General features: G+C 46.6%; 23 protein-coding genes. 6 read left to right on the plus strand and 17 right to left on the minus strand.

Annotation, left to right across the window (positions count from 1 at the left end):
* Window positions 1-10: 10 nt before the first annotated feature.
* From grxD to hemA, 4 genes are all read right to left on the minus strand, one after another.
* Window positions 11-319, minus strand: coding sequence for a Grx4 family monothiol glutaredoxin (gene grxD / locus C2747_RS00715; RefSeq protein ID WP_046329433.1), 309 nt, complete (start codon window positions 317-319; stop codon window positions 11-13).
* Window positions 320-421: 102 nt separating this feature from the next.
* Entirely contained in the window at window positions 422-1,270 is an 849-nt protein-coding gene (prmC, locus tag C2747_RS00720; protein ID WP_215331825.1) for a peptide chain release factor N(5)-glutamine methyltransferase, read from the minus strand.
* 11 nt (window positions 1,271-1,281) lie between these two features.
* Entirely contained in the window at window positions 1,282-2,361 is a 1,080-nt protein-coding gene (gene prfA / locus C2747_RS00725) for a peptide chain release factor 1 (RefSeq protein ID WP_215331826.1), read from the minus strand.
* Window positions 2,362-3,678, minus strand: a complete 1,317-nt coding sequence (hemA, locus tag C2747_RS00730) for a glutamyl-tRNA reductase (protein WP_215331827.1) — start codon at window positions 3,676-3,678, stop codon at window positions 2,362-2,364.
* Window positions 3,679-3,720: 42 nt separating this feature from the next.
* Here hemA and C2747_RS00735 point away from each other — a divergent pair, with 42 nt between their 5' ends.
* Entirely contained in the window at window positions 3,721-3,978 is a 258-nt protein-coding gene (locus tag C2747_RS00735; protein WP_215331828.1) for a GlsB/YeaQ/YmgE family stress response membrane protein, read from the plus strand.
* Window positions 3,979-3,983: 5 nt separating this feature from the next.
* On the opposite strand, the gene C2747_RS00740 is transcribed toward C2747_RS00735, so the two are convergent.
* The 6 genes from C2747_RS00740 to C2747_RS00765 all read right to left on the minus strand — a co-directional run bounded on the left by C2747_RS00740 (window position 3,984) and on the right by C2747_RS00765 (window position 9,143).
* The gene (locus C2747_RS00740; RefSeq protein ID WP_215331829.1) at window positions 3,984-4,310 is read right to left on the minus strand and encodes a type II toxin-antitoxin system PemK/MazF family toxin; all 327 of its coding nucleotides are present in this window, start codon (window positions 4,308-4,310) and stop codon (window positions 3,984-3,986) included.
* Window positions 4,307-4,522, minus strand: coding sequence for an antitoxin MazE family protein (locus tag C2747_RS00745; RefSeq protein WP_215331830.1), 216 nt, complete (start codon window positions 4,520-4,522; stop codon window positions 4,307-4,309). The genes C2747_RS00740 and C2747_RS00745 overlap by 4 nt, the downstream gene beginning before the upstream one ends.
* Window positions 4,523-4,592: 70 nt before the next feature.
* Complete coding sequence (locus tag C2747_RS00750; RefSeq protein ID WP_215331831.1) at window positions 4,593-5,363, minus strand: uracil-DNA glycosylase; 771 nt, start codon at window positions 5,361-5,363, stop codon at window positions 4,593-4,595.
* On the minus strand, window positions 5,363-7,147 hold the full coding sequence (locus tag C2747_RS00755) for a M61 family metallopeptidase (RefSeq protein ID WP_215331832.1): 1,785 nt from the start codon (window positions 7,145-7,147) through the stop codon (window positions 5,363-5,365). The genes C2747_RS00750 and C2747_RS00755 overlap by 1 nt, the downstream gene beginning before the upstream one ends.
* A gap of 12 nt (window positions 7,148-7,159) precedes the next feature.
* Entirely contained in the window at window positions 7,160-7,876 is a 717-nt protein-coding gene (locus tag C2747_RS00760; RefSeq protein ID WP_251374772.1) for a DsbC family protein, read from the minus strand.
* On the minus strand, window positions 7,869-9,143 hold the full coding sequence (locus tag C2747_RS00765) for an FAD-dependent monooxygenase (RefSeq protein WP_215331834.1): 1,275 nt from the start codon (window positions 9,141-9,143) through the stop codon (window positions 7,869-7,871). The genes C2747_RS00760 and C2747_RS00765 overlap by 8 nt, the downstream gene beginning before the upstream one ends.
* 39 nt (window positions 9,144-9,182) lie before the next feature.
* Here C2747_RS00765 and ychF point away from each other — a divergent pair, with 39 nt between their 5' ends.
* Complete coding sequence (gene ychF, locus C2747_RS00770) at window positions 9,183-10,277, plus strand: redox-regulated ATPase YchF (protein ID WP_215331835.1); 1,095 nt, start codon at window positions 9,183-9,185, stop codon at window positions 10,275-10,277.
* A gap of 69 nt (window positions 10,278-10,346) precedes the next feature.
* On the opposite strand, the gene C2747_RS00775 is transcribed toward ychF, so the two are convergent.
* Entirely contained in the window at window positions 10,347-10,697 is a 351-nt protein-coding gene (locus C2747_RS00775) for a hypothetical protein (protein ID WP_215331836.1), read from the minus strand.
* 110 nt (window positions 10,698-10,807) lie between these two features.
* On the opposite strand from C2747_RS00775, the gene C2747_RS00780 reads away from it, so the two are divergent.
* Complete coding sequence (locus tag C2747_RS00780; protein ID WP_215331837.1) at window positions 10,808-11,362, plus strand: hypothetical protein; 555 nt, start codon at window positions 10,808-10,810, stop codon at window positions 11,360-11,362.
* On the opposite strand, the gene trpC is transcribed toward C2747_RS00780, so the two are convergent.
* Genes trpC through rpe form a run of 5 tightly spaced genes read right to left on the minus strand, consistent with a single transcriptional unit; the run spans window position 11,359 to window position 16,001 of the window.
* On the minus strand, window positions 11,359-12,162 hold the full coding sequence (gene trpC / locus C2747_RS00785) for an indole-3-glycerol phosphate synthase TrpC (protein ID WP_215331838.1): 804 nt from the start codon (window positions 12,160-12,162) through the stop codon (window positions 11,359-11,361). The two genes, C2747_RS00780 and trpC, sit on opposite strands and share 4 nt — an antisense overlap.
* Window positions 12,163-12,173: 11 nt before the next feature.
* Complete coding sequence (trpD, locus tag C2747_RS00790) at window positions 12,174-13,196, minus strand: anthranilate phosphoribosyltransferase (protein WP_215331839.1); 1,023 nt, start codon at window positions 13,194-13,196, stop codon at window positions 12,174-12,176.
* A 24-nt stretch (window positions 13,197-13,220) separates the two neighbouring features.
* On the minus strand, window positions 13,221-13,787 hold the full coding sequence (locus C2747_RS00795; protein WP_215331840.1) for an aminodeoxychorismate/anthranilate synthase component II: 567 nt from the start codon (window positions 13,785-13,787) through the stop codon (window positions 13,221-13,223).
* Window positions 13,771-15,276: an anthranilate synthase component I gene (gene trpE, locus C2747_RS00800; RefSeq protein WP_215331841.1), complete on the minus strand. Its 1,506-nt coding sequence runs from the start codon at window positions 15,274-15,276 to the stop codon at window positions 13,771-13,773. The genes C2747_RS00795 and trpE overlap by 17 nt, the downstream gene beginning before the upstream one ends.
* Entirely contained in the window at window positions 15,276-16,001 is a 726-nt protein-coding gene (gene rpe / locus C2747_RS00805; protein ID WP_215331842.1) for a ribulose-phosphate 3-epimerase, read from the minus strand. Before rpe ends, trpE begins: the two co-directional genes overlap by 1 nt.
* Window positions 16,002-16,050: 49 nt before the next feature.
* On the opposite strand from rpe, the gene apaG reads away from it, so the two are divergent.
* The 3 genes from apaG to C2747_RS00820 all read left to right on the plus strand — a co-directional run bounded on the left by apaG (window position 16,051) and on the right by C2747_RS00820 (window position 18,507).
* Window positions 16,051-16,425, plus strand: coding sequence for a Co2+/Mg2+ efflux protein ApaG (apaG, locus tag C2747_RS00810; protein ID WP_215331843.1), 375 nt, complete (start codon window positions 16,051-16,053; stop codon window positions 16,423-16,425).
* 126 nt (window positions 16,426-16,551) lie between these two features.
* Complete coding sequence (mltA, locus tag C2747_RS00815) at window positions 16,552-17,706, plus strand: murein transglycosylase A (protein WP_215331844.1); 1,155 nt, start codon at window positions 16,552-16,554, stop codon at window positions 17,704-17,706.
* Between the two features lie 24 nt (window positions 17,707-17,730).
* Window positions 17,731-18,507: an enoyl-CoA hydratase gene (locus tag C2747_RS00820; protein WP_215331845.1), complete on the plus strand. Its 777-nt coding sequence runs from the start codon at window positions 17,731-17,733 to the stop codon at window positions 18,505-18,507.
* Between the two features lie 22 nt (window positions 18,508-18,529).
* Here the strand turns inward: C2747_RS00820 and C2747_RS00825 are convergent, their stop codons facing one another.
* Window positions 18,530-19,723 carry a M20 aminoacylase family protein gene (locus tag C2747_RS00825; protein ID WP_215331846.1) on the minus strand — a complete coding sequence of 398 codons (1,194 nt, stop codon included), beginning with the start codon at window positions 19,721-19,723 and terminating at the stop codon, window positions 18,530-18,532.
* Window positions 19,724-19,731: the final 8 nt, after the last annotated feature.

The following is a 19,731-nucleotide window of genomic DNA, read 5'->3' on the forward strand; positions in this document are numbered from 1 at the left end:
TTTTGTGTAATTAGCCTTGTACAAGCTTTTTCAACTCACCGCTTTCAAACATTTCAGTCATGATGTCTGAGCCACCAATAAATTCGCCATTGATGTAGAGCTGAGGAATCGTTGGCCAGTTAGCAAATTCCTTAATGCCCTGACGGATTGCTTCATCTTCCAGAACGTTAACGGTATGAAGAGTTTCTACACCACTTGCGCGCAAAATATTGATCGCGTTCCCGGAAAAGCCGCATTGCGGAAACTGGGCATTACCCTTCATAAACAAAACAACGGGATGGCTAGTAACGATTTCTTGAATTTTTGCTTGGGTGTCCATATTTTTTCCTGAATTGATGCTAATTAAAGATGATGATGTACTGCTAATAATGGGGTAATTTTAAGTCTATCTGAAGAAAAGGGTTAATTCCCTTTATCGGTTTTAGAGCCTTTTTCGTCCAGAAGCTGCTCGGCAGTGACCTGCTAAATCCAGGTGCGCCTGCACACCTATTAAACCCGCTACTTTCATCAACCCCATCACAGCCTCAGATTGATCAAAGCCATGCTCGACGGCAATCAAGCCGCCAGGTTTGAGGTATTGATCTGCCCCCGCAATAATGATCTCTAAGCAGCTCAGCCCACTAGCGTAATCGGTCAGAGCAGATTGAGGCTCAAAGCGCAGATCCCCTTGAGTAAGGTGGGGGTTCTCATGGGCGATATAGGGCGGATTACTCACAATCACATCAAATTGGCTTGGTTCGGTCAATGCCGTATACCAGCTACCCAGTAAAAACTGGACTTGATCTAATAGCTTCAGAGATTGTGCATTTTGCTTTGCAATAGCCAGAGCCTCAGTCGATTGATCAGTTGCAATCAGCGATGCCAGGGGCGCAGTGCTTGCGATAGAAAGTGCAATAGCACCAGAGCCAGTGCCCAGATCTAATACTCTTATATGTTTATTGAGTTTAGTAATTTCAGTAAGGGCAATCTCTACGAGGAGCTCAGTTTCTGGGCGGGGAATAAGCACCCCGGGGCCCACTTCTAACTCAATATTGTGAAAGCCCTTCCTACCCAAGATATACGCAATGGGTTCCCCCAAAACTCTCCTGGAGACTAGGTTTTCCCATTCTCCAAAAGCTTGCTCATTCAAACCCATACCATCACGAGACAGCAGGGCAGAGCGTGGGAGTTGGTAGTGTTTCTCTAGGATGTGGGCTAGTAAGATCCGCGCTTCATTAGCGGGCAACTCGCAACTGCTAATTAATTCGCGTAAAGATTGGCTGACACTCATCCGGGTTGTGATTAATTGTCACCAAGGGCTGCAAGAAGCTCCGCCTGATGCTCAGACGCAAGGGCATTGCATAGATCGTCAATATCACCATCCATCATGGCATCGATCTTATAAAGCGTGAGATTGATGCGGTGATCGGTAATACGACCTTGCGGAAAGTTATAAGTCCGAATGCGATCGCTACGATCACCAGTGCCAACTAAGGACTTTCTGGTCTGGGCTTCTAGCTGATGTTTTTCACGCTCGCGGGCATCCATAATGCGCGAGACTAGAACCTTCATCGCTTGTTCACGATTACGGTGCTGACTACGATCGTCTTGGCACTCAACTACAGTGCCGGTTGGTAAATGGGTAATACGTACCGCAGAGTCGGTTTTATTAATATGCTGACCACCAGCACCTGAAGCTCTAAAAGTATCAATGCGTAATTCAGCTGGATTAATTTTGACTGCCTCTAATTCATCAGCCTCTGGCATCACCGCTACCGTGCAAGCCGAAGTATGAATACGTCCCTGCGTTTCTGTTTGGGGAACACGTTGCACACGATGGCCACCAGACTCAAATTTGAGACGAGAGTAGACGGACTGACCTACCAAGCGCAGAACAACTTCTTTATATCCACCCAGATCGGATTCAGCTGCATTCACCACTTCTACTTTCCATCCCTGACGCTCAGCAAAGCGCGTATACATTCTGAGAAGGTCGCTGGCAAAGAGTGCGCTCTCATCACCGCCGGTACCCGCCCGAATTTCTAAGAAAACATTGCGCTCATCATTCACATCTTTAGGTAGGAGTAGTTTTTGAAGAACGCCTTCAAGCTCTTCCATAGTGGCTTGAGCTTGCTTCTGCTCTTCATCAGCAAAGTCCTTCATGTCAGGATCCTTGCGCATCTCTTCTGCAGCTTGAGCATCAGCCTCAGCTTGTTTGTATAAGCCGAATTGCTCCACCACGGTTGCAATATCAGAATGCTCACGCGTGAGCTTTCGATAGTTGTCCAGGTCTTTAGTGGACTCTTCGGTAGTCAGTAAGGAATTGAGTTCGGCTAAGCGCGTGTCTAGGTGGTCTAGCTTAGCCCGCATGCTGGGCTTCATCTAATGGTCTTCTGGTTTGGAGTGCGAGGCAAATAATTTGGGAAGCAACTTAATCAGGACATCACGCTCAGCGCCATTAGAATGTTGTAAAGCATGTAGTGAGCCATGCAAGAACTTATTCGTTAAGCCTTGAGCCATCGCATTGAGAACTTCTTGTGGATCATCGCCACGCATCAATCGTTTCATCGCGCGATCGAGTTCAAGTTGCCTGAGGTGCTCGCCTTGTTGCTGAATATCCTGAATCAGCGGCACAGTCTTACGGCCTTGCATCCAGTGCATGAAATTACCAACCCGATCTTCAATAATGGCTTCGGCCTGACTCACTGCCGCTTGGCGTAAGGAGGCACCCGTCTGAATCATGACGCCTAAATCATCGACTGTATACAAATAGATGTCATTTAAGCGGCTAATCTCTGGCTCAAAATCACGGGGAACCGCTAGATCAATCATCACCATGGGTTTGCGGCGACGTTGCTTAAGAGCGCTCTCCACCATTCCTAAACCGATAATTGGCAGTGATGATGCTGTACTTGAAATGATGATGTCAAATTCATGCAATCGACTTGGCAGCTCTGAGAGCTTGAATGATTCTGCTTGAACATCTTGAAGAGAAATCGAGTCTGCTAATTCTTGTCCACGTTCAATGCTGCGATTGGCAATCGCCACTGCTTTAGGCTTACGTGCCACGAAATGGGTGGCACATAAAGTGATCATGTCGCCAGCGCCAATAAACAGAACGCGTTGGTCAGTAATGCTTTCAAAAATACGCTCAGCTAATCGAACGGATGCAGCTGCCATCGAGATTGAGTGAGCACCAATCTCTGTTGAGCCACGAACTTCTTTTGCAACAGCAAAGGTTTTCTGAAAGAGTTGATTGAGATAAGTGCCAAGGACGCCTGCATCATTTGCAGTACGCACAGCATCTTTCATCTGACCTAATATTTGGGTTTCGCCAATCACCATGGAGTCCAGACCGCAAGCCACTCTAAAAGCATGGCGTACCGCATCAGACTGCGGTAGTGAGTAAATGTGTGGCTCTAAACTGCTTGGAGCCAGTTGTTGGGTTTTGGCTAACCAATCAAAAGTGGCTTCATGCAATAGGCTCGCTGCATCTGCATCGTTAGCGGCACAATAGAGCTCGGTGCGATTGCAGGTAGACAGAATGGTGGCTTCAGGCAGGCCGGCCTGATTCGCACCAACAAGATGTTGGCGAAGATCGTGCAACGCTTCTTGAAGAAATTCAGGGTCAAAGGCGACCTTTTCCCGAATGGCGACCGGCGCTGTGTGATGATTGATGCCGAGTGTCAACAACTTCATAATGGTGATTATAGATTTGATGTCAGCAACAAGGGGGTGGCAATGGGGTTTTTAGCTTTTCTGGTGATCGGTGGCTTAACTGGCGTATTTGCCTTGGTTTTTTACCCAGGAAAACGTCAACCCAAGCCCAAGATTCAGAAATTCCTCATGGCAGTCTTGGTTGGCACTATTGCTGCCCTAGCTAGCTCCTACATAGGGCAATTTGTAGGCTTATTTCAGTCGGGTCAGATGCTAGAGTGGCTCAGTGCCATAGTGGCTTCTTGTCTTATTTGCTCTTTTTATGCAGCAGTTGCTAAATAGACTGCTTAGGCCAAGCCTAGCCAAAGAGCCAATGCTCTGTTAACTCGCACCATCATCACATCACTAAGTTCGCCAATAATTGCCCCAATCTTTTCAATTCGAATGGATTGAATTTTGTCGATTTGTACTTGGGAAGGTTTAGTTAGCCCATTAGACCCATCTGGCTCAATATCGAGTCGGAATATTGGGGCTTGCATAAGGTTGCTTGAAATCAAGGCAATCGTTACCGTTGCATGAATATCACTGAATACGTCTGATTGAAGGACTAAGGCTGGTCTAGGCTTTCCAAAGTCACCTTGCATAGCAACCGTTACTACGTTGCCACGCTTCATGCTTCATCCAAATCAGCTAATGAGTCGTCGAGAAAGGCCATCAGCTCATTGTCTGCGCGATCGGCAGCGGCTACTAGAGCTGATTGGCGACGACATTCTTCAAAAAAGCCGGGGGCTTGAGTATCTGGAACCCATATTTGAATAGGCCGTAATCCAGCATCTCTGAGGGCTAGCCGGTGTTTTTGGACTCTAAGTGCGGCATTTGAAGGCATTTTTTTAGACCCTTTATTTAAGTTACATGTAACATTTTAACTTGCTTATTTGTAACATGTTATGCCAAGGTCAATCCCCTGCAGAAAACAAGTCTAAGCTGTTTGGATTGTTCCTATCTACCCAGATGATCGGCTCTAGACCCAGCCTCAGAAGCCAATCATTGGCCTTAGTGAAGTGCCCACAACTTGCCTTTGCACCAGGCTGAAGAAAGGGCTTCTCTGTTTTATAGACCCCCAGCCCAGAAGGATGGGAGGATTGCAGAATTAATTGATGTTGAGCTGCCTCAATTAGGGGTAACTTGGATTGGGCATGACCGCCCCACAGCATCCAAACCAGATTAGGCTTTTGCTGCGCCAAGCCACTAATAAGTCTATCGATAAGGGGTTTCCAGCCTAGGTTGGCGTGACTGCCTGCTTCACCTAATTTAACGCTGAGAGCGGTATTGAGAAGCAGGACACCTTGCTCAGCCCAAGCATGAAGGTCACCATTCGGAAGAGCCCCAAAACCCTCTAGCGCCAGCGCTTTACTGATATTGCGCAAAGAACTCGGAAACTGGCGAGAATTTGTTGGAATATGACTCGGAACAGAAAAAGCCAAGCCCTGGGCTAGTCCAGGAGAGTGATACGGATCTTGCCCCAAGATAACGACCTTGACTTTGGTAAGCGGGGTTAATGTCAGCGCTTTGAAGAAATTCTGCGGCTCCGGACAAATCTTCTTAAGCTCATTGTTGATCTCAGTCCTCAGATTGGTCTGCAGTGTTTGCCACTCAGAAGATTCAAAATAATCTCCGAGTAGGGCGCGCCAATCCTCTGGAATGTCAGCCGCAGAAAATGAATGCATTACTCAGCTGGCGTGAGTATGTACTGGAGTGGAATTTGATCATCCTCAAGAACGGTCATGCACTCGTGCTCTAGATCATCGCGATAAAAACAAATCTGAATGACTTGCCCCGTGATCAAACTAGATAACACCTTATCCCAACGTGCCGCAGTAATCCGTTCACCATTGATGCTGGCTACAAGATCTCCGGTAGCTAGACCAGCTAATTGCGCGGCACCACCGTCAAGTACGTAAGTTACCTTTAGCCAGCCACCTACTTCAGTGTGACGCAACCCAAGTTGTAATTTAATTTGCTCAAGCTTGGAATGGGGTTTTTGCTTCACTGTAATAGTTTGCGAATGAATCCATCTCTGAATGGGAATATCTTCAATGCCAAAAATGTAACGAGACTTAAATTCAACCCAAGTTTTGGAGAACCCCTTCCCAAGTAGTTTGAGTATTAACTCATCCAAGCCGTCTTCAGCAATACCATCTAGCGTGACTCCATGGGTTTGCCAAATGAGACGCATCAAATCATCCAAGGACTGGCGGTTGCTTGTAAAAGCCCGAATCTTGAGATCTAAACCTAAAGCTAGCAAAGCGCCCTTGCCGTAATAACTTACCACTGCATTTGGCGTGTTTTCATCGGCTTGATAGTATTTTGTCCAGGCATCAAAAGAGCTATCTGCTAGGCTTTGCTTTAGTCTGCCTGGGCTACACAAAATACTATTCCAATTATTAGTAACTAACTTAAGGTAGGTTTTGAGATCAATACGTTTACTGCGGAATAGTTGTAAGTCATCGTAGTAGCTCGTAAAGCCTTCAAATAACCACAGTAAACGGGTATGGTTTCTGCGATCGAGTTGATAGGGTTGAAATGCCTTTGGCTGAATGCGCTTGACTAACCAGGCGTGGAAGTATTCATGGCTACAGAGACCCAGAAACTCACGATAGGATGTCTCATCTAAGGGGGTATTGACTTGAGGGATCTGATCACGACGGCACAGCAGAGCAGTGCTATTGCGATGCTCGAGTCCGCCATACCCAGAGAGAACCGCATTCACCAAAAATAAGTAATTCTGGAAAGGTGCTTTCTTAGTCTTTGGTTCAAAGAGGTTAATAGTGCAGGTACAGATTGCCTGAAGATCTTTTGCTAGGCGCTCCAGATCAACTTCATGAATACAGCCCTGAATAGCCATGGCATGTGATACACCATTTGATTGCCAATGTGCAATCTGAAATTCACCCATCGCAATTGGATGATCTAAGAGATCATCATAATTTTTGGCGAGATAAAAGCCGTAACCCTGATCATCTATCTTGGCTGGCTGTAAGCCTGTCTGAACAGTCCAAGCATTTGCATGACTATCTTTAGGTGGAACTAATACTATTGCGCAGGGTGAAGACTCTTGACTTTTGACTGCTATGCAGAGGCTACTTGGATTAATAAACGCACGCTCAGTACCTAGGTAAGCGGCTCGTACTGAAGAATCAAATGCATATACCGTTGTGAGGACTTCTACTGGACCAGCCACCTCGGGTAAGCGCCACTGATCGTTATCGATTCGCTCTAAGATTAGAGCTTCATTTGGCTTATCCAGTGCAAACGCTTCGATCGTTTCAATTTGCTTGCTGAAATCACGTATTAAATAACTTCCCGGAATCCAGGCAGGCATTTGCAGAATCTGTCCGTTGGGTGAGGGATTCTCAATACGTAACTTCACATGAAAGCGGTGACCGTGCAAATCCGCCGACCAAATGGTGTACTGGATTGCTGGTAGATCAGAGGTATTTAATTTGTTCATTAGAATTGCCTGTTACTTCAGACTGCTAAATTTCTTTTCAATATCGGTGACCTGAACAGCGCCAGGAAAGCGGCTGCCATCAGTAAAGAAAATAGTAGGTGTACCTGTGATGCCATAAGTTTTGGCAAAGGCCATATTCTTATCTAAAGGCGTGGTGCAGTCGCTCTTACCGCTAGGGGCAATCCCATTGATCATCCAATCGATGTAGGCTTTCTGGGGGTCAGCAGAGCACCAAATTTGTTTCGACTTTTGCGCAGAGTCAGCTGACAGAATTGGGATAAGGTAGGTGTAGATCGTCACGTTATCTAGTTGCTGCAAGGATTTTTCTAAACGCTTGCAGTAACCGCAATTCGGGTCTGAGAAAATAGCTAACTGTCGACTGCCATTACCGCGTACTACTTTTAAAGCATTTGATGGATTGAGTTCAGACCATTTGATGCGATTGAGATCTGCCTGTTTTTGCTCGGTTATATTTTTCCCGGTAGCGATCTCAATGATTTCACCTTGGATTAAATATTTGCTATTAGCATCGGTATAAAAAACCTCATTTCCAACCAATACTTCATATATGCCGGAGATGGGTGATTGAGAAACACTTTTGATTTTCGTGTTTGGACCAATCTTCTTTTGGAGCTCAGATCGGACTTGCTGTTCCGATTGTGCGTTGACCACTCCTGCTAACAATGCTAGAGAGCAAGCTAAAGCAAGAGTAGAAAGTAATTTATTCAAAATCAGCATCCCCGAGAGCGCGTTCAATGAGGCGCCGTTTAATAAAGTGACTGCGATTGACCATACCCAGCCCCCAATTACGTAATTGCTTTTCAGTGTTACTGCTTGCTGAAAAAAGTTTTTTAAGTTTGTCTGTTACCCAGAGTAATGCGCTGGTGTCACCTTGACGTTGACGCTCGTAGCGACGTAGAAGCACTATGTCATTTGGCGGTCTAAAAGACTCTCGTTTACCTAGAACATGAAGAAGCGATGCAACATCCCTGAGACCTAAATTCAAACCCTGTCCTGCTAGCGGATGAATGACATGAGCGGCATCTCCAATCAGAACTACTTTGGGATTTTCTGCTGGGCCAATAAATCGACTCGCTTGAATTTTTCTAAGAGGGAAAGTGGCTGGCGTTGAATTGAGCGTGAGCTCTCCAAGTTGAGCGGCGATTGCTCCATTAGCAATTAAGGAGAATTTTTCAGCCCACCCTGCAAAATCGAGCTTCAAAAGATCCTCGGCATTTTCTGGTGAGGTGGACCACACCATCGACACTTGTTTATTTGGTAGCGGTAGCATCGCCACAATATCGCCACCTGGCAAAAACCACTGATAAGCAGTTTCTAGATGGGCGTTACTGCAAATCCAATTGGCTACTACAGCATTTTGTGAGTAGCTTTCTTCTTTTGCAGAAATCCCTAACTCTGAGCGGATGGGTGAATTAGCACCATCAGCCGCAATCAGGAGTTGGGCTCTCAAACTTGATCCATCTTTTAGGTGGAGCAGAACTCCATCAGCAATCACTTGAATGTTTTCGACTGCGCCATTAATCCGCTCTAATTTACTTTGGAAGCGTGAGGCTTGGTCAAGGGTGTGCTCAATCACATTCGATTCGCCAATCCAGGCTAGCTGGGGAACGCCTGCTTCAAAAGCAGATAGATGTAGCTGATCCTGGTTTTCACCGCGATCGCCAAAAATGCGCATATCTCGAACAGCTTGCAAGCGGCTGTGATCAACCGCATCCCAGACTTGCAGATGAGCTAGTAATTTTTGAGTGCCGGGAGAAAAAGCATAAATACGCTGACCCCACTGACTGCCCTCGGGGGCGGCAAGCACTTGCCCTAAGTCGGGGGCAATCTGAACCGTTTGCAACCCAAGTTGCGCTAGACCTAAGGCGCAAGCCTTGCCCACTATGCCTCCGCCGACTATAGCGATATCTACAGTCCGTATCTGAGAGGTATTTTTTGGCAATTTAACCGAGCTATTTGAGTGAACTTCTGACATATCTCGATGATATCGAAACTAGCCCTTTACAATACAGCTATGTCTTTGAAATGTGGCATCGTCGGCCTGCCTAACGTCGGCAAATCTACCCTCTTTAACGCGCTTACCAAGGCTGGAATCGCGGCGGAAAACTATCCTTTCTGCACGATCGAGCCTAATGTAGGCGTGGTCGAGGTTCCTGACCCCCGTCTTGCCGCCTTGGCTGAGATCGTCAAGCCTGAGCGCATCCTGCCTGCAGCTGTCGAATTTGTCGATATTGCGGGATTGGTAGCTGGCGCCTCCAAAGGTGAGGGCCTTGGGAATCAATTTTTAGCCAATATTCGTGAAACTGACGCCATTACCCATGTAGTGCGCTGTTTCGAGGATGCTAATGTGATCCACGTAGCCGGAAAGATTGACCCAATTTCCGATATCGGCGTGATCGACACAGAATTGGCCTTGTCAGACTTAACGACGGTTGAAAAAACGCTACAGCGCTCAAGTAAGGCGGCTAAGTCAGGTAATGACAAAGAAGCATCAGCTTTGGTGGCTGTGCTGACCAAAGTGCAAGCCCATTTAGATCAGGCTCAGCCGGTGCGCAGCATGAAGCTGACCGAAGAAGAAAATTTGCTCTTAAAGCCGCTCTGCTTAATTACAGCAAAGCCGGCCATGTATATCGCTAACGTCAAAGAAGACGGTTTTGAAAACAATCCGCATTTAGAGGCGGTGATTCAGCATGCGGCCAAAGAGGGCGCCCCAGTAGTGGCGGTATGCGCCGCAATTGAGGCGGAGATTGCTGACCTTGATGACGCCGACAAAGTGGAGTTCTTGGCGGACCTAGGTATGGAAGAGTCTGGATTGGATCGTGTGATTCGTGCGGGTTATAAGTTGTTGGGTTTACAGACCTACTTTACCGCTGGAGTTAAAGAGGTTCGTGCTTGGACTATTCACCAAGGTGACACTGCTCCCCAAGCTGCAGGAGTTATTCATACGGACTTTGAGCGTGGCTTTATTCGTGCGCAAACTATTGCATATGAAGACTTTGTTCAATTCAAGGGCGAGTCTGGTGCCAAAGAGGCTGGCAAGATGCGTGCTGAAGGTAAGGAGTATGTCGTTAAAGATGGCGATGTCTTAAACTTCCTCTTTAACGTCTAAAGCATCATCTCTAAAGAAAAAGCCCTTATTAATAAGGGCTTTTTTGCTTTCTTGGGTGGGGGTGAGTAATCAACCCGCTTTGACAGCCTTTTCTAAGCACTTAGAAATTTCTTCGTAGCGTTTGATGGCAACCTTAGTGGGTACTACTTCTTTTTTACGTCCATCTTCATTCGCTGCCATCTTGATGTAGCCCATGGCGCTGAGATTCTTCAGGCGCCCGTGCAGTGTGGCTTGGGAGCCAAACTCAGATAGAGAAATTAAATCACCGACCAAGAGGGATTGCCCAGCATGAAAGCTTAGAATGATTTTGTCCAACAGACTTTCTTCAATAGAGTCGAGTTTTTTGCCAGGATTGATGCGGTCTAGTACATCAATCAGATTTAAAAAACGAATGTAGCAAGAAGATTTAGTTGTAGACATTATTTGGTGCGCTGTGTATGAGTAATTAGCCTTAGGGTTAATACTATTGTAGACCTATTCATCTTGTACGCAACTTGTATGTATTTGTAGAATCAACCATACTCGTAGTAATGGATAAAATACTTCGCGAATGGATGGTTGGATTTATCGTAAGCGTGTTTGCTTATTCAAGCCTTTTTTGTATTAACGCATGGCTTACAACGCACCTTAGCTATAGTCTTGGCGTCAATTGGATTTATCTTCCAGCGGGCTTACGTTTATTTCTGACACTCATCTTTGGCTTATCTGGCGCCGTTGGCATTGCCATTGCTTCATTTGTAATTTGTTTTTTTGGACCATTTCCATTCGAGCTCACCACCTACATTGGTATCGGCTTGATTTCAGGCTTTGCACCCTATCTAGCAAAACTCTTTGTTGCGAGCAATATCAGCATCTCATCCGATTTAAGTAACTTAAGCGTACAGAAACTAGCAATTTGTGTTGTGATTTACGCTGCCCTCAGTTCAGGCTTGCACCAATGGTGGTTCGCAGTTCGAGGTATTGATGAGGCTGGAACTCTCAATCATTTTCTAGTCATGGTGATTGGCGACGTGCTCGGGGCAGTAATACTTATCGGGCTTGTTAAGTATGGCTTAGACCTAATGAAGCCCTCTAAATCCAATTAATTAAATAGCTGGCTCAAAGCAGCACCTGGATCATCCGCCCTCATAAAAGCTTCACCCACTAAGAATGCATTGATTTGATGATCGCGCATCAATTGCACGTCTGCACGATTCATAATTCCTGATTCGGTAACCAGGGTTTTTCCAGTGGGAACCATTGATAGCAGGGACAGGGTGGTTTGAAGAGTCACTTCAAAAGTTTTCAGGTTGCGATTATTGATTCCAAGTAGTGGCGTTTTTAATTCAAGGGCTTGTTCTAATTCAGGAGCGTTATGAACCTCAACGAGGACATCGAGACCGAGTTCATGCGCACAAGCTTCTAGATCCTTCATTTGATTGAGCTCTAAGCAAGCCACAATGAGCAAAATAGCATCGGCACCGATTGCCCTTGCTTCATAGACTTGATAAGGGTCGATCGTAAAGTCTTTGCGTAAGACTGGAATATTGCATGCAGCTCTTGCGGCCTGAAGGTAGGCATTAGCCCCCTGAAAATACTCTTTGTCTGTAAGTACGGATAAACAGGCTGCCCCATTTTTTTCGTAGGACTGAGCAATCTCAGCTGGCTGAAAATTTTCCCGCAAGATTCCTTTGCTGGGGCTAGCTTTCTTAATCTCGGTAATCACGCCGGCTTTGCCTGCTGCAATCTTTCGCTCAATAGATTGAATAAAGCCCCGTGGCTTAAAAGATGCGTCACGATTATTTTCTTCAGCTTGATCACGTTGATTGACTAGAGAGATTTTTTTCAAATCAGTAGCAATCTCTATTTTCTTGGTAGCAACAATTTTGTCGAGGATATCGCTCATGAAGATCTTAATTAGTGTTGGGTTGCTGCTACAAATTGGTCTAGCTTTTGACGGGCGGCGCCAGATGCAATGGCTGCTTGCGCCATCTGAATACCGCTAGCGATACTTGGTGCTACATCAGCTACATAAAGTACTGCACCAGCATTGAGACAAACGATATCACTAGCTGGGCCGGATTTTTTATTGAGTACATCCAAAACAATGGCTTTGGATTCTTCGGCATCAGCTACCTTAAAGTCATTAGTCGGAGCCGTACTTAAACCAAAGTCTTTTGGATGAATCTCATATTCATGAACCTGGCCCTCTTTTAATTCGCCAACGAGGGTTGGGCCCTCGAGAGAAATCTCATCCAAGCCATCACGGCCATAAACCACCAATGCATGATCCATGCCCATGGCTTGCAATACACGTGCTTGGATGCCGACTAAGTCCGCATGGAAGACGCCCATCAGGATGCGCTTGGCATCTGCTGGGTTTGTAAGGGGTCCCAGAATATTAAAAATCGTGCGTACACCCAAGTCTTTACGAATCGGCACCACATTCTTCATTGCAGGGTGATGGTTCGGCGCAAACATAAAGCCTGCCCCTACATCAGCAATACATTTTGCAACCTGCTCAGGTGAGAGTGACAGCTTAACGCCTAAGGACTCCAGAATATCTGCGCTTCCGGATTTGCTACTCACGCTGCGATTGCCGTGCTTAGCAATTTTTGCACCAGCCGCTGCAGCGACAAACATGGCAGCTGTAGAGATATTGAAGGTGTGAGCACCATCTCCACCTGTACCGACTACATCCACTAAATTTTTTCTATCCTCTACATACACTGGCGTCGCAAATTCACGCATGACTTGCGCAGCTGCGGCAATTTCACCAACAGTCTCCTTTTTGGTACGTAGAGCAACAAGTAGGCCAGCAACTAAAGTTGGCGGCATTTCACCACTCATGATCAGACGCATCATGGCAGTCATCTCATCATGAAAGAGTTCACGATGTTCAATGCAACGCTGTAATGCTTGCTGTGGGGTAATGGACATAGGGATTGACTGAATGCCTGTGATTTATTTGGCTTGCAAGAAATTCTTCAGCAGTGCATGGCCATGCTCAGAAAGAATTGATTCTGGATGGAACTGCACGCCTTCTACCGCGAGTTCTTTATGGCGTACGCCCATAATTTCACCATCAGAAGAAGTGGCTGTTACTTCAAGCACTGCGGGCAACGAGCTCTTTTCAATTGCAAGAGAGTGATAGCGCGTTACTTTAAATGGGTTAGGCAAATCTTTGAAAACACCAACGCCAGTATGTTGAATATCATCCGTTTTGCCATGCATAACTTTCTGGGCACGAATAATCTTGCCGCCGAATGCTTCACCAATTGCTTGGTGCCCCAGGCAGACGCCTAGGATTGGAATCTGTCCTGCATAGCGTTGAATCGTAGCCACTGAAATTCCTGCTTCAGCTGGACTGCAGGGTCCTGGTGAAATGCAAATACGAGCAGGGTTGATCTTGGCAATCTCTTCAACAGAAATTTCATCATTACGGAAGACCTTTACCTCTTCACCAAGTTCTGAAAAGTATTGAACGAGGTTGTAGGTAAATGAATCGTAGTTATCAATCATGAGGAGCATCGAGTCCTCCCTGTACTAAGTCAGCTGCCATCAATACTGCTCGAGCTTTCACTTCAGTTTCTTTCCACTCGGCAGTGGGGTCAGAGTCTGCAACTACACCAGCACCTGCTTGAGAATGCAATACGCCATCACGAATCACGCCGGTACGAATAGCGATCGCCACATCCATATCTCCAGAGAAGGAGAGGTAGCCTACTGCACCACCATAGACACCGCGTTTCACAATTTCCATCTCATCAATAATTTCCATTGCCCGAATTTTTGGGGCGCCCGATAAAGTGCCGGCAGGGAAGGTTGCGCGCAGAACATTCATATTACTCATATTGTCTAACAGCTCGCCTTCAACAGAGCTCACAATGTGTTGTACGTGAGAATATTTTTCAATCGACATCGAATCTGTCACTTTGACGGTGCCAGTCTTGGCAATGCGACTCACATCGTTGCGTGCTAAGTCAATCAACATGACATGCTCAGCAATTTCTTTTGGATCGGCAAGTAATTCTGTAGCAAGGCGCTCATCTTCTTCAGGTGTCGCACCACGAGGGCGTGTGCCGGCTAATGGACGAATCGTCACAATCTTCTGACTCTCACGTTGCTCTTGGCGTACCAAGATCTCTGGTGATGAGCCTACTACCTGCAGATCACCAAAGTCGTAGAAGTACATATAAGGTGATGGATTCAAAGAGCGCAGTGCACGATAGAGAGCAAGCGGTGAATCTGTAAATGGTTTGCTGATACGCTGGCCAATCACTACCTGCATGCAATCGCCAGCCAAAATATATTCTTTGGTTTTCAGAACCGCATTTTCAAAATCAGCCGCCTTAAACTTGCGGATCAATTCTGTTTTGGTGCTTGGCAATGAGGCTGGCATGCTCACAGGCTTACTTAAGCAAGCAAGTAATTCTTTTAATCGAGCTTGGCCCTTTTCAAAACTATCTGTCACGCTGGGGTCTGCATAAACAATTAAATAAATGCGACCTGCAACGTTATCAACCACTGCTAACTCTTCGGTGAGCATCAATTGAATATCGGGTACACCCAATTCATCTGGCAGATGGTGTTTTGCTAAACGCGATTCAATATAGCGAACCGTGTCATAGCCAAAGTAGCCGGCAAGCCCACCACAGAAGCGTGGGAGGCCGGGTTGCAGTGCTACTTTAAAGCGCTTGAAATAAGCGTCCACAAAATCCAATGGGTTGTCATGATTGCTTTCAACCACCTTGTCATTGAAGAGTACTTCAGTGAGTGGTGCATCAGGCGTTCCTACTGTTCTCAAAATAGTTTTTGCAGGTAGACCAATAAAAGAGAAGCGACCAAAGCGCTCACCACCTAGGACAGATTCAAGTAGATAGGTATTCTTTTGTCCAAAGGCTTGAGTGAGTTTGACGTATAGCGAGAGCGGTGTCTCTAAGTCTGCTAAAACTTCTTTCACTAATGGAATGCGATTGAAACCCTGTTTTGCGAGGGCAAGAAATTCTTCGTGCTGCATTACGCTTTTCCTGATGTCGCTAGTTCTGCGCGCATCGCTTTAATCACGTCGGCATAATTTTCTTTGCCAAAGATTGCGGAGCCAGCAACAAAAGTATCTGCACCAGCTTTGGCTACTTCTGCAATATTGTCGACCTTAATTCCACCATCCACTTCAAGGCGAATATGGCGACCAGTTTCTTGTTGATAACGATCTAGGCGCGCACGTACTTGAGCAATCTTATCTAGCGTGCACGGGATAAATGATTGACCACCAAACCCGGGATTGACTGACATCAATAAAACCAGATCAAGTAAATCAAGTGTGTGATCTAGGTGATGAAGTGGTGTTGCTGGATTTAAAACTAAACCAGCCTGACAACCTTGATCGCGAATCAAATTCATTGTGCGATTCACATGAGGACTTGCCTCTGGATGAAAGCTAATCAGGTTTGCACCTGCTTTTGCAAAATCTGGAATGAGGCGATCTACTGGTTCCACCATGAGGTGCACATCAATCATCGCTGGCTTGCCATCTTTTGTTGCATGTGGGCGAATTGCCTCGCAAACCAAGGGGCCGATAGTCAGGTTGGGAACGTAGTGGTTGTCCATCACGTCAAAGTGAATCCAGTCTGCACCCGCCAAGAGAACATCCTGGACTTCCTTGCCTAAGCAGGCAAAGTCGGCCGACAAAATGGAGGGGGCAATGACAAACTGGCTATTTGAGGGTGATTTCTGGCTATCCATCCCTAGATTCTAGCTTGCAGTTGGGCTTAGGATGGAGCAGAATTCGAGCATGAATCCTCATGAAATCAGCATTACGGTCAAAACCCAGTATTTGGCCGACCAGTCTGACCCCGATAATCGTCAGTTCGCCTTTGCCTACACGGTCGCCATTAAAAATACCGGTACGGCCAGCATCCAGCTCATTGCCCGCCATTGGTTCATTACCGACGGGGAAAATGATGTCCAGGAAGTCCGTGGCTTGGGGGTAGTGGGCCAACAACCCCTTTTGCGGGCAGGGGAACAGTTTGAGTACACCAGCTGGGCAACTTTACCGACGCCGGCGGGAACCATGCGTGGGGAGTATTTCTGTGTCACTGAAGAAGCTCAGTTTTTCCAGGCCCCAATTCCTGAATTTGCCTTGGTAATGCCCAGAACCTTGCACTAGGTTCCCCAAACCCCCTATTTTTTGCCCTTACCAGTCCACAGGACGATAAAAAGCAGCAGGGCTAAGGCTAGGCCACCCTCCAAGGCAAACAAGATCATGGGGTATTCATCGAGTACATTGGCAATCATGATTTCTATATCCAAATTAATAAGTTGCAAAAATACTTCGCAAGTCTTTACCTGCAGTGTATTCGCTGTCAGTATCACCATCTTATTAGCCGCTTGCTCTACGCCTTCTACCCGTGGATCTGCTTATCGATCTAGTGGTGCTGCTCCAACTAGCTACAGCTCCTCGATTGCCAGCTTCCGATCTGTTTCCTGGCAGGACTTATCTGGCTGGCAAGAAGATGATTTAACCCAAGCTTGGCCAGCTTGGCTCAAGAGTTGTGATTCCCTGCGTAAACGTTATAGTGAAATCAATTGGCGCCAAGTTTGCTCCCAAGCCTCAACAATTTCAGGCCGTGATGGACGTGCGATACGCCAATATTTTGAGGGAAATTTTCAGGCATACGAAGTACGTAACATTGCTACAGGCAACGAATCTGGACTAATCACCGGTTATTACGAGCCCGTCATGAATGGCTCCCAGACCCGCACCGCCACTTACTCTGTTCCCTTGTACGGCCTGCCAAATGCCTGGAAAGGCTCAAAACCAAGCCCTGCGCCAGCACGTGCAGAGCTCATGAGTTCTGGCGTACTTCGGGGTTCAGAGATCGCCTGGGTACAAGATCCTGTAGCTGCTGCCTTTATGCAAATTCAGGGGTCTGGAAAAATTCGTTTAGAAGATGGACGTGTATTACGACTTGGTTATGCCGGCACTAATGATCAGCCGTTTAAGTCTTTTGCCCAGTGGTTGCTCGATCGCAAAGAGATCACGCGCGGTGAGGCAACGATGCAGGGTATTTCTACATGGGCTAAGCGCAACCCAGGCCGAGTTGAGGAGATGCTCAATGCCAATCCTCGATTTGTATTCTTTAAAGAGTTGCCGAGTAATGTCAGTCCTGATCTAGGTCCAAACGGTGCTCTAGGGGTGCCTTTAACAGCCGAACGAAGTATTGCCATTGATCTGAAAGCAATGCCCTTGGGTGCCCCAGTCTTCTTGAGCACCACTAAACCCTTGAGCAGCCAAACCTTACAAAAGTTAGTGATGGCGCAAGATACAGGCAAGGCCATTGTGGGCGGGGTACGAGCAGATTACTATTGGGGATCAGGAGATTCTGCAGGTGAGTTAGCGGGACGCATGAAGCAAGATGGCAAGATGTGGTTATTGTTGCCACGCTGAACAAATTATTTTTGAAAGAGATCGATGACCTACAACACCATATTGACTGAAGTGGATGGCAAAGTTGCCGTCATTACTCTCAATCGTCCTCAGGTATTAAATGCTCTCAATGATGAGTTAATGAATGAGTTAGGTAAGGCCTTGTTGAGTTTTGATGCTGACGACAATATTGGTTGTATCGTCATCACCGGTAGTGAAAAAGCTTTTGCCGCCGGTGCGGATATTGCAACGATGGCAAAGTATGGATTTGCCGATGTTTATCGTAGCGGCTTTATTTCTCGTAACTGGGAAGAGATCAAGAAGGTACGCAAGCCAGTGATTGCGGCAGTGTCTGGATATGCTCTTGGTGGTGGGTGTGAGTTGGCGATGATGTGCGACACCATCATGGCAGCTGATAACGCGAAATTCGCTCAACCAGAGGTGAAGTTGGGAATCATTCCTGGTGCTGGGGGCACACAACGTTTGCCCCGCGCAGTCTCAAAAGCAAAGGCAATGGATTTAGCGCTGACCGGCCGCATGATGGATGCGGCTGAAGCCGAGCGCTCTGGTCTTGTGGCCCGTATTTTCCCGCAAGCAGATTTACTAAAAGAAGTGAAGGTAATTGCTACAACTATTGCAGACATGCCACTGCTGACTGCGATGATGGTGAAAGAAGCAATTAATGCCGCATACGAAACTACGCTATCAGAAGGCATGCACCTTGAGCGTCGTCTATTCCATTCTTGCTTTGCAACTAATGATCAAAAAGAGGGTATGGCAGCTTTCATGGAAAAGCGCCCAGCGAAATTTACGAACTCGTAAAAATTTCAGCACTCAGAGTAAATTATTTTTCTAAGTAGCGTTGAGCTAGCTTGACCCAGTAGCTAACGCCTACGGGGATCAGTGCGTCATTAAAGTCATACGAAGGATTATGCAGATGACATGGACCCATGCCATGACCTACCGAGCGGTGATCGCCATCACCATTACCTAGAAACACATAGCAACCCGGTTTCTCCAGCAGCATGAACGCAAAGTCTTCTGCACCCATGGTTGGGTCGATAGAGGTATTGACGTTTTGCGCTCCGACCAGCTCACTCATGACCTCGCTTGCAAAATGCACTTCCTTGTCATGATTGATAAGTGGGGGATAGTTGCGAGTAAAGCCCACTTCTGCTTGACAGTCAAATGCGCTAGATACGTTATGAGAGATTTCTCGTAAGCGTTGCTCAATCAAATCTAAAACCTCTAAGGTGAACGTGCGAACGGTTCCACCAATAAACGCACTATCTGGAATGACATTACTTGTCTCGCCCGCATGGAACTGCGTTACCGATAACACTGCCGCATCTACTGGGCGCTTATTGCGTGTAATGATGCTTTGCAGGGCTTGCACAACTTGAGTACCAGCAAGCACGGGATCAGCACTATTGTGTGGCAAGGCGGCATGTCCACCCTTACCTCGAATGGTGATCTCAAAAGTATTGCTTGAGGCCATCATCGGCCCAGAAGTCACGCCAAAATGACCTTCAGCAAGTCCCGGCCAGTTGTGCAGACCAAAGACAGCATCGCAAGGAAATTGTTTAAAGAGTCCATCGTTAATCATTTCTTTCGCGCCAGCACCACCTTCTTCTGCTGGCTGAAAAATGAAAATGACTGATCCGGTAAAGTCTCGATGATTGGATAAGTATTGAGCGGCACCCAAGAGCATGGCAGTGTGACCATCGTGGCCGCAGGCATGCATCTTGCCGGGATTCTTTGAAGTATGTTCAAAGTTATTGTGTTCTTGTAAAGGCAGCGCATCCATGTCGGCACGTAATCCAACCATTTTTCCTGGACCTAATTCCCCGTCCAGCCTTCCAACAATTCCAGTTTTTCCAAGGCCGCGATACACCGTAATTCCCCAGCTCGAAAGCGCTTCGGCTACCAGATCAGACGTGCGATTTTCTTCAAAACGCAATTCTGGATGCGCATGAATATTACGTCGGATCTCTTGAATAGCTGATGCGGAGTCTATGATTTCTGGAAGTAATCGCATAACTTCAT

Source organism: Polynucleobacter corsicus (assembly GCF_018688255.1).
Lineage (GTDB): Bacteria > Pseudomonadota > Gammaproteobacteria > Burkholderiales > Burkholderiaceae > Polynucleobacter > Polynucleobacter corsicus.

Bases quoted from the DNA above. Each gene is read 5' to 3' on its own strand.
- grxD (WP_046329433.1), bottom strand. From the start codon at position 319: ATGGACACCCAAGCAAAAATTCAAGAAATCGTTACTAGCCATCCCGTT.
- prmC (WP_215331825.1), bottom strand. From the start codon at position 1,270: ATGAGTGTCAGCCAATCTTTACGCGAATTAATTAGCAGTTGCGAGTTG.
- prfA (WP_215331826.1), bottom strand. From the start codon at position 2,361: ATGAAGCCCAGCATGCGGGCTAAGCTAGACCACCTAGACACGCGCTTA.
- hemA (WP_215331827.1), bottom strand. From the start codon at position 3,678: ATGAAGTTGTTGACACTCGGCATCAATCATCACACAGCGCCGGTCGCC.
- C2747_RS00735 (WP_215331828.1), top strand. From the start codon at position 3,721: ATGGGGTTTTTAGCTTTTCTGGTGATCGGTGGCTTAACTGGCGTATTT.
- C2747_RS00740 (WP_215331829.1), bottom strand. From the start codon at position 4,310: ATGAAGCGTGGCAACGTAGTAACGGTTGCTATGCAAGGTGACTTTGGA.
- C2747_RS00745 (WP_215331830.1), bottom strand. From the start codon at position 4,522: ATGCCTTCAAATGCCGCACTTAGAGTCCAAAAACACCGGCTAGCCCTC.
- C2747_RS00750 (WP_215331831.1), bottom strand. From the start codon at position 5,363: ATGCATTCATTTTCTGCGGCTGACATTCCAGAGGATTGGCGCGCCCTA.
- C2747_RS00755 (WP_215331832.1), bottom strand. From the start codon at position 7,147: ATGAACAAATTAAATACCTCTGATCTACCAGCAATCCAGTACACCATT.
- C2747_RS00765 (WP_215331834.1), bottom strand. From the start codon at position 9,143: ATGTCAGAAGTTCACTCAAATAGCTCGGTTAAATTGCCAAAAAATACC.
- ychF (WP_215331835.1), top strand. From the start codon at position 9,183: ATGTCTTTGAAATGTGGCATCGTCGGCCTGCCTAACGTCGGCAAATCT.
- C2747_RS00775 (WP_215331836.1), bottom strand. From the start codon at position 10,697: ATGTCTACAACTAAATCTTCTTGCTACATTCGTTTTTTAAATCTGATT.
- C2747_RS00780 (WP_215331837.1), top strand. From the start codon at position 10,808: ATGGATAAAATACTTCGCGAATGGATGGTTGGATTTATCGTAAGCGTG.
- trpC (WP_215331838.1), bottom strand. From the start codon at position 12,162: ATGAGCGATATCCTCGACAAAATTGTTGCTACCAAGAAAATAGAGATT.
- trpD (WP_215331839.1), bottom strand. From the start codon at position 13,196: ATGTCCATTACCCCACAGCAAGCATTACAGCGTTGCATTGAACATCGT.
- C2747_RS00795 (WP_215331840.1), bottom strand. From the start codon at position 13,787: ATGCTCCTCATGATTGATAACTACGATTCATTTACCTACAACCTCGTT.
- trpE (WP_215331841.1), bottom strand. From the start codon at position 15,276: ATGCAGCACGAAGAATTTCTTGCCCTCGCAAAACAGGGTTTCAATCGC.
- rpe (WP_215331842.1), bottom strand. From the start codon at position 16,001: ATGGATAGCCAGAAATCACCCTCAAATAGCCAGTTTGTCATTGCCCCC.
- apaG (WP_215331843.1), top strand. From the start codon at position 16,051: ATGAATCCTCATGAAATCAGCATTACGGTCAAAACCCAGTATTTGGCC.
- mltA (WP_215331844.1), top strand. From the start codon at position 16,552: ATGATTTCTATATCCAAATTAATAAGTTGCAAAAATACTTCGCAAGTC.
- C2747_RS00820 (WP_215331845.1), top strand. From the start codon at position 17,731: ATGACCTACAACACCATATTGACTGAAGTGGATGGCAAAGTTGCCGTC.
- C2747_RS00825 (WP_215331846.1), bottom strand. From the start codon at position 19,723: ATGCGATTACTTCCAGAAATCATAGACTCCGCATCAGCTATTCAAGAG.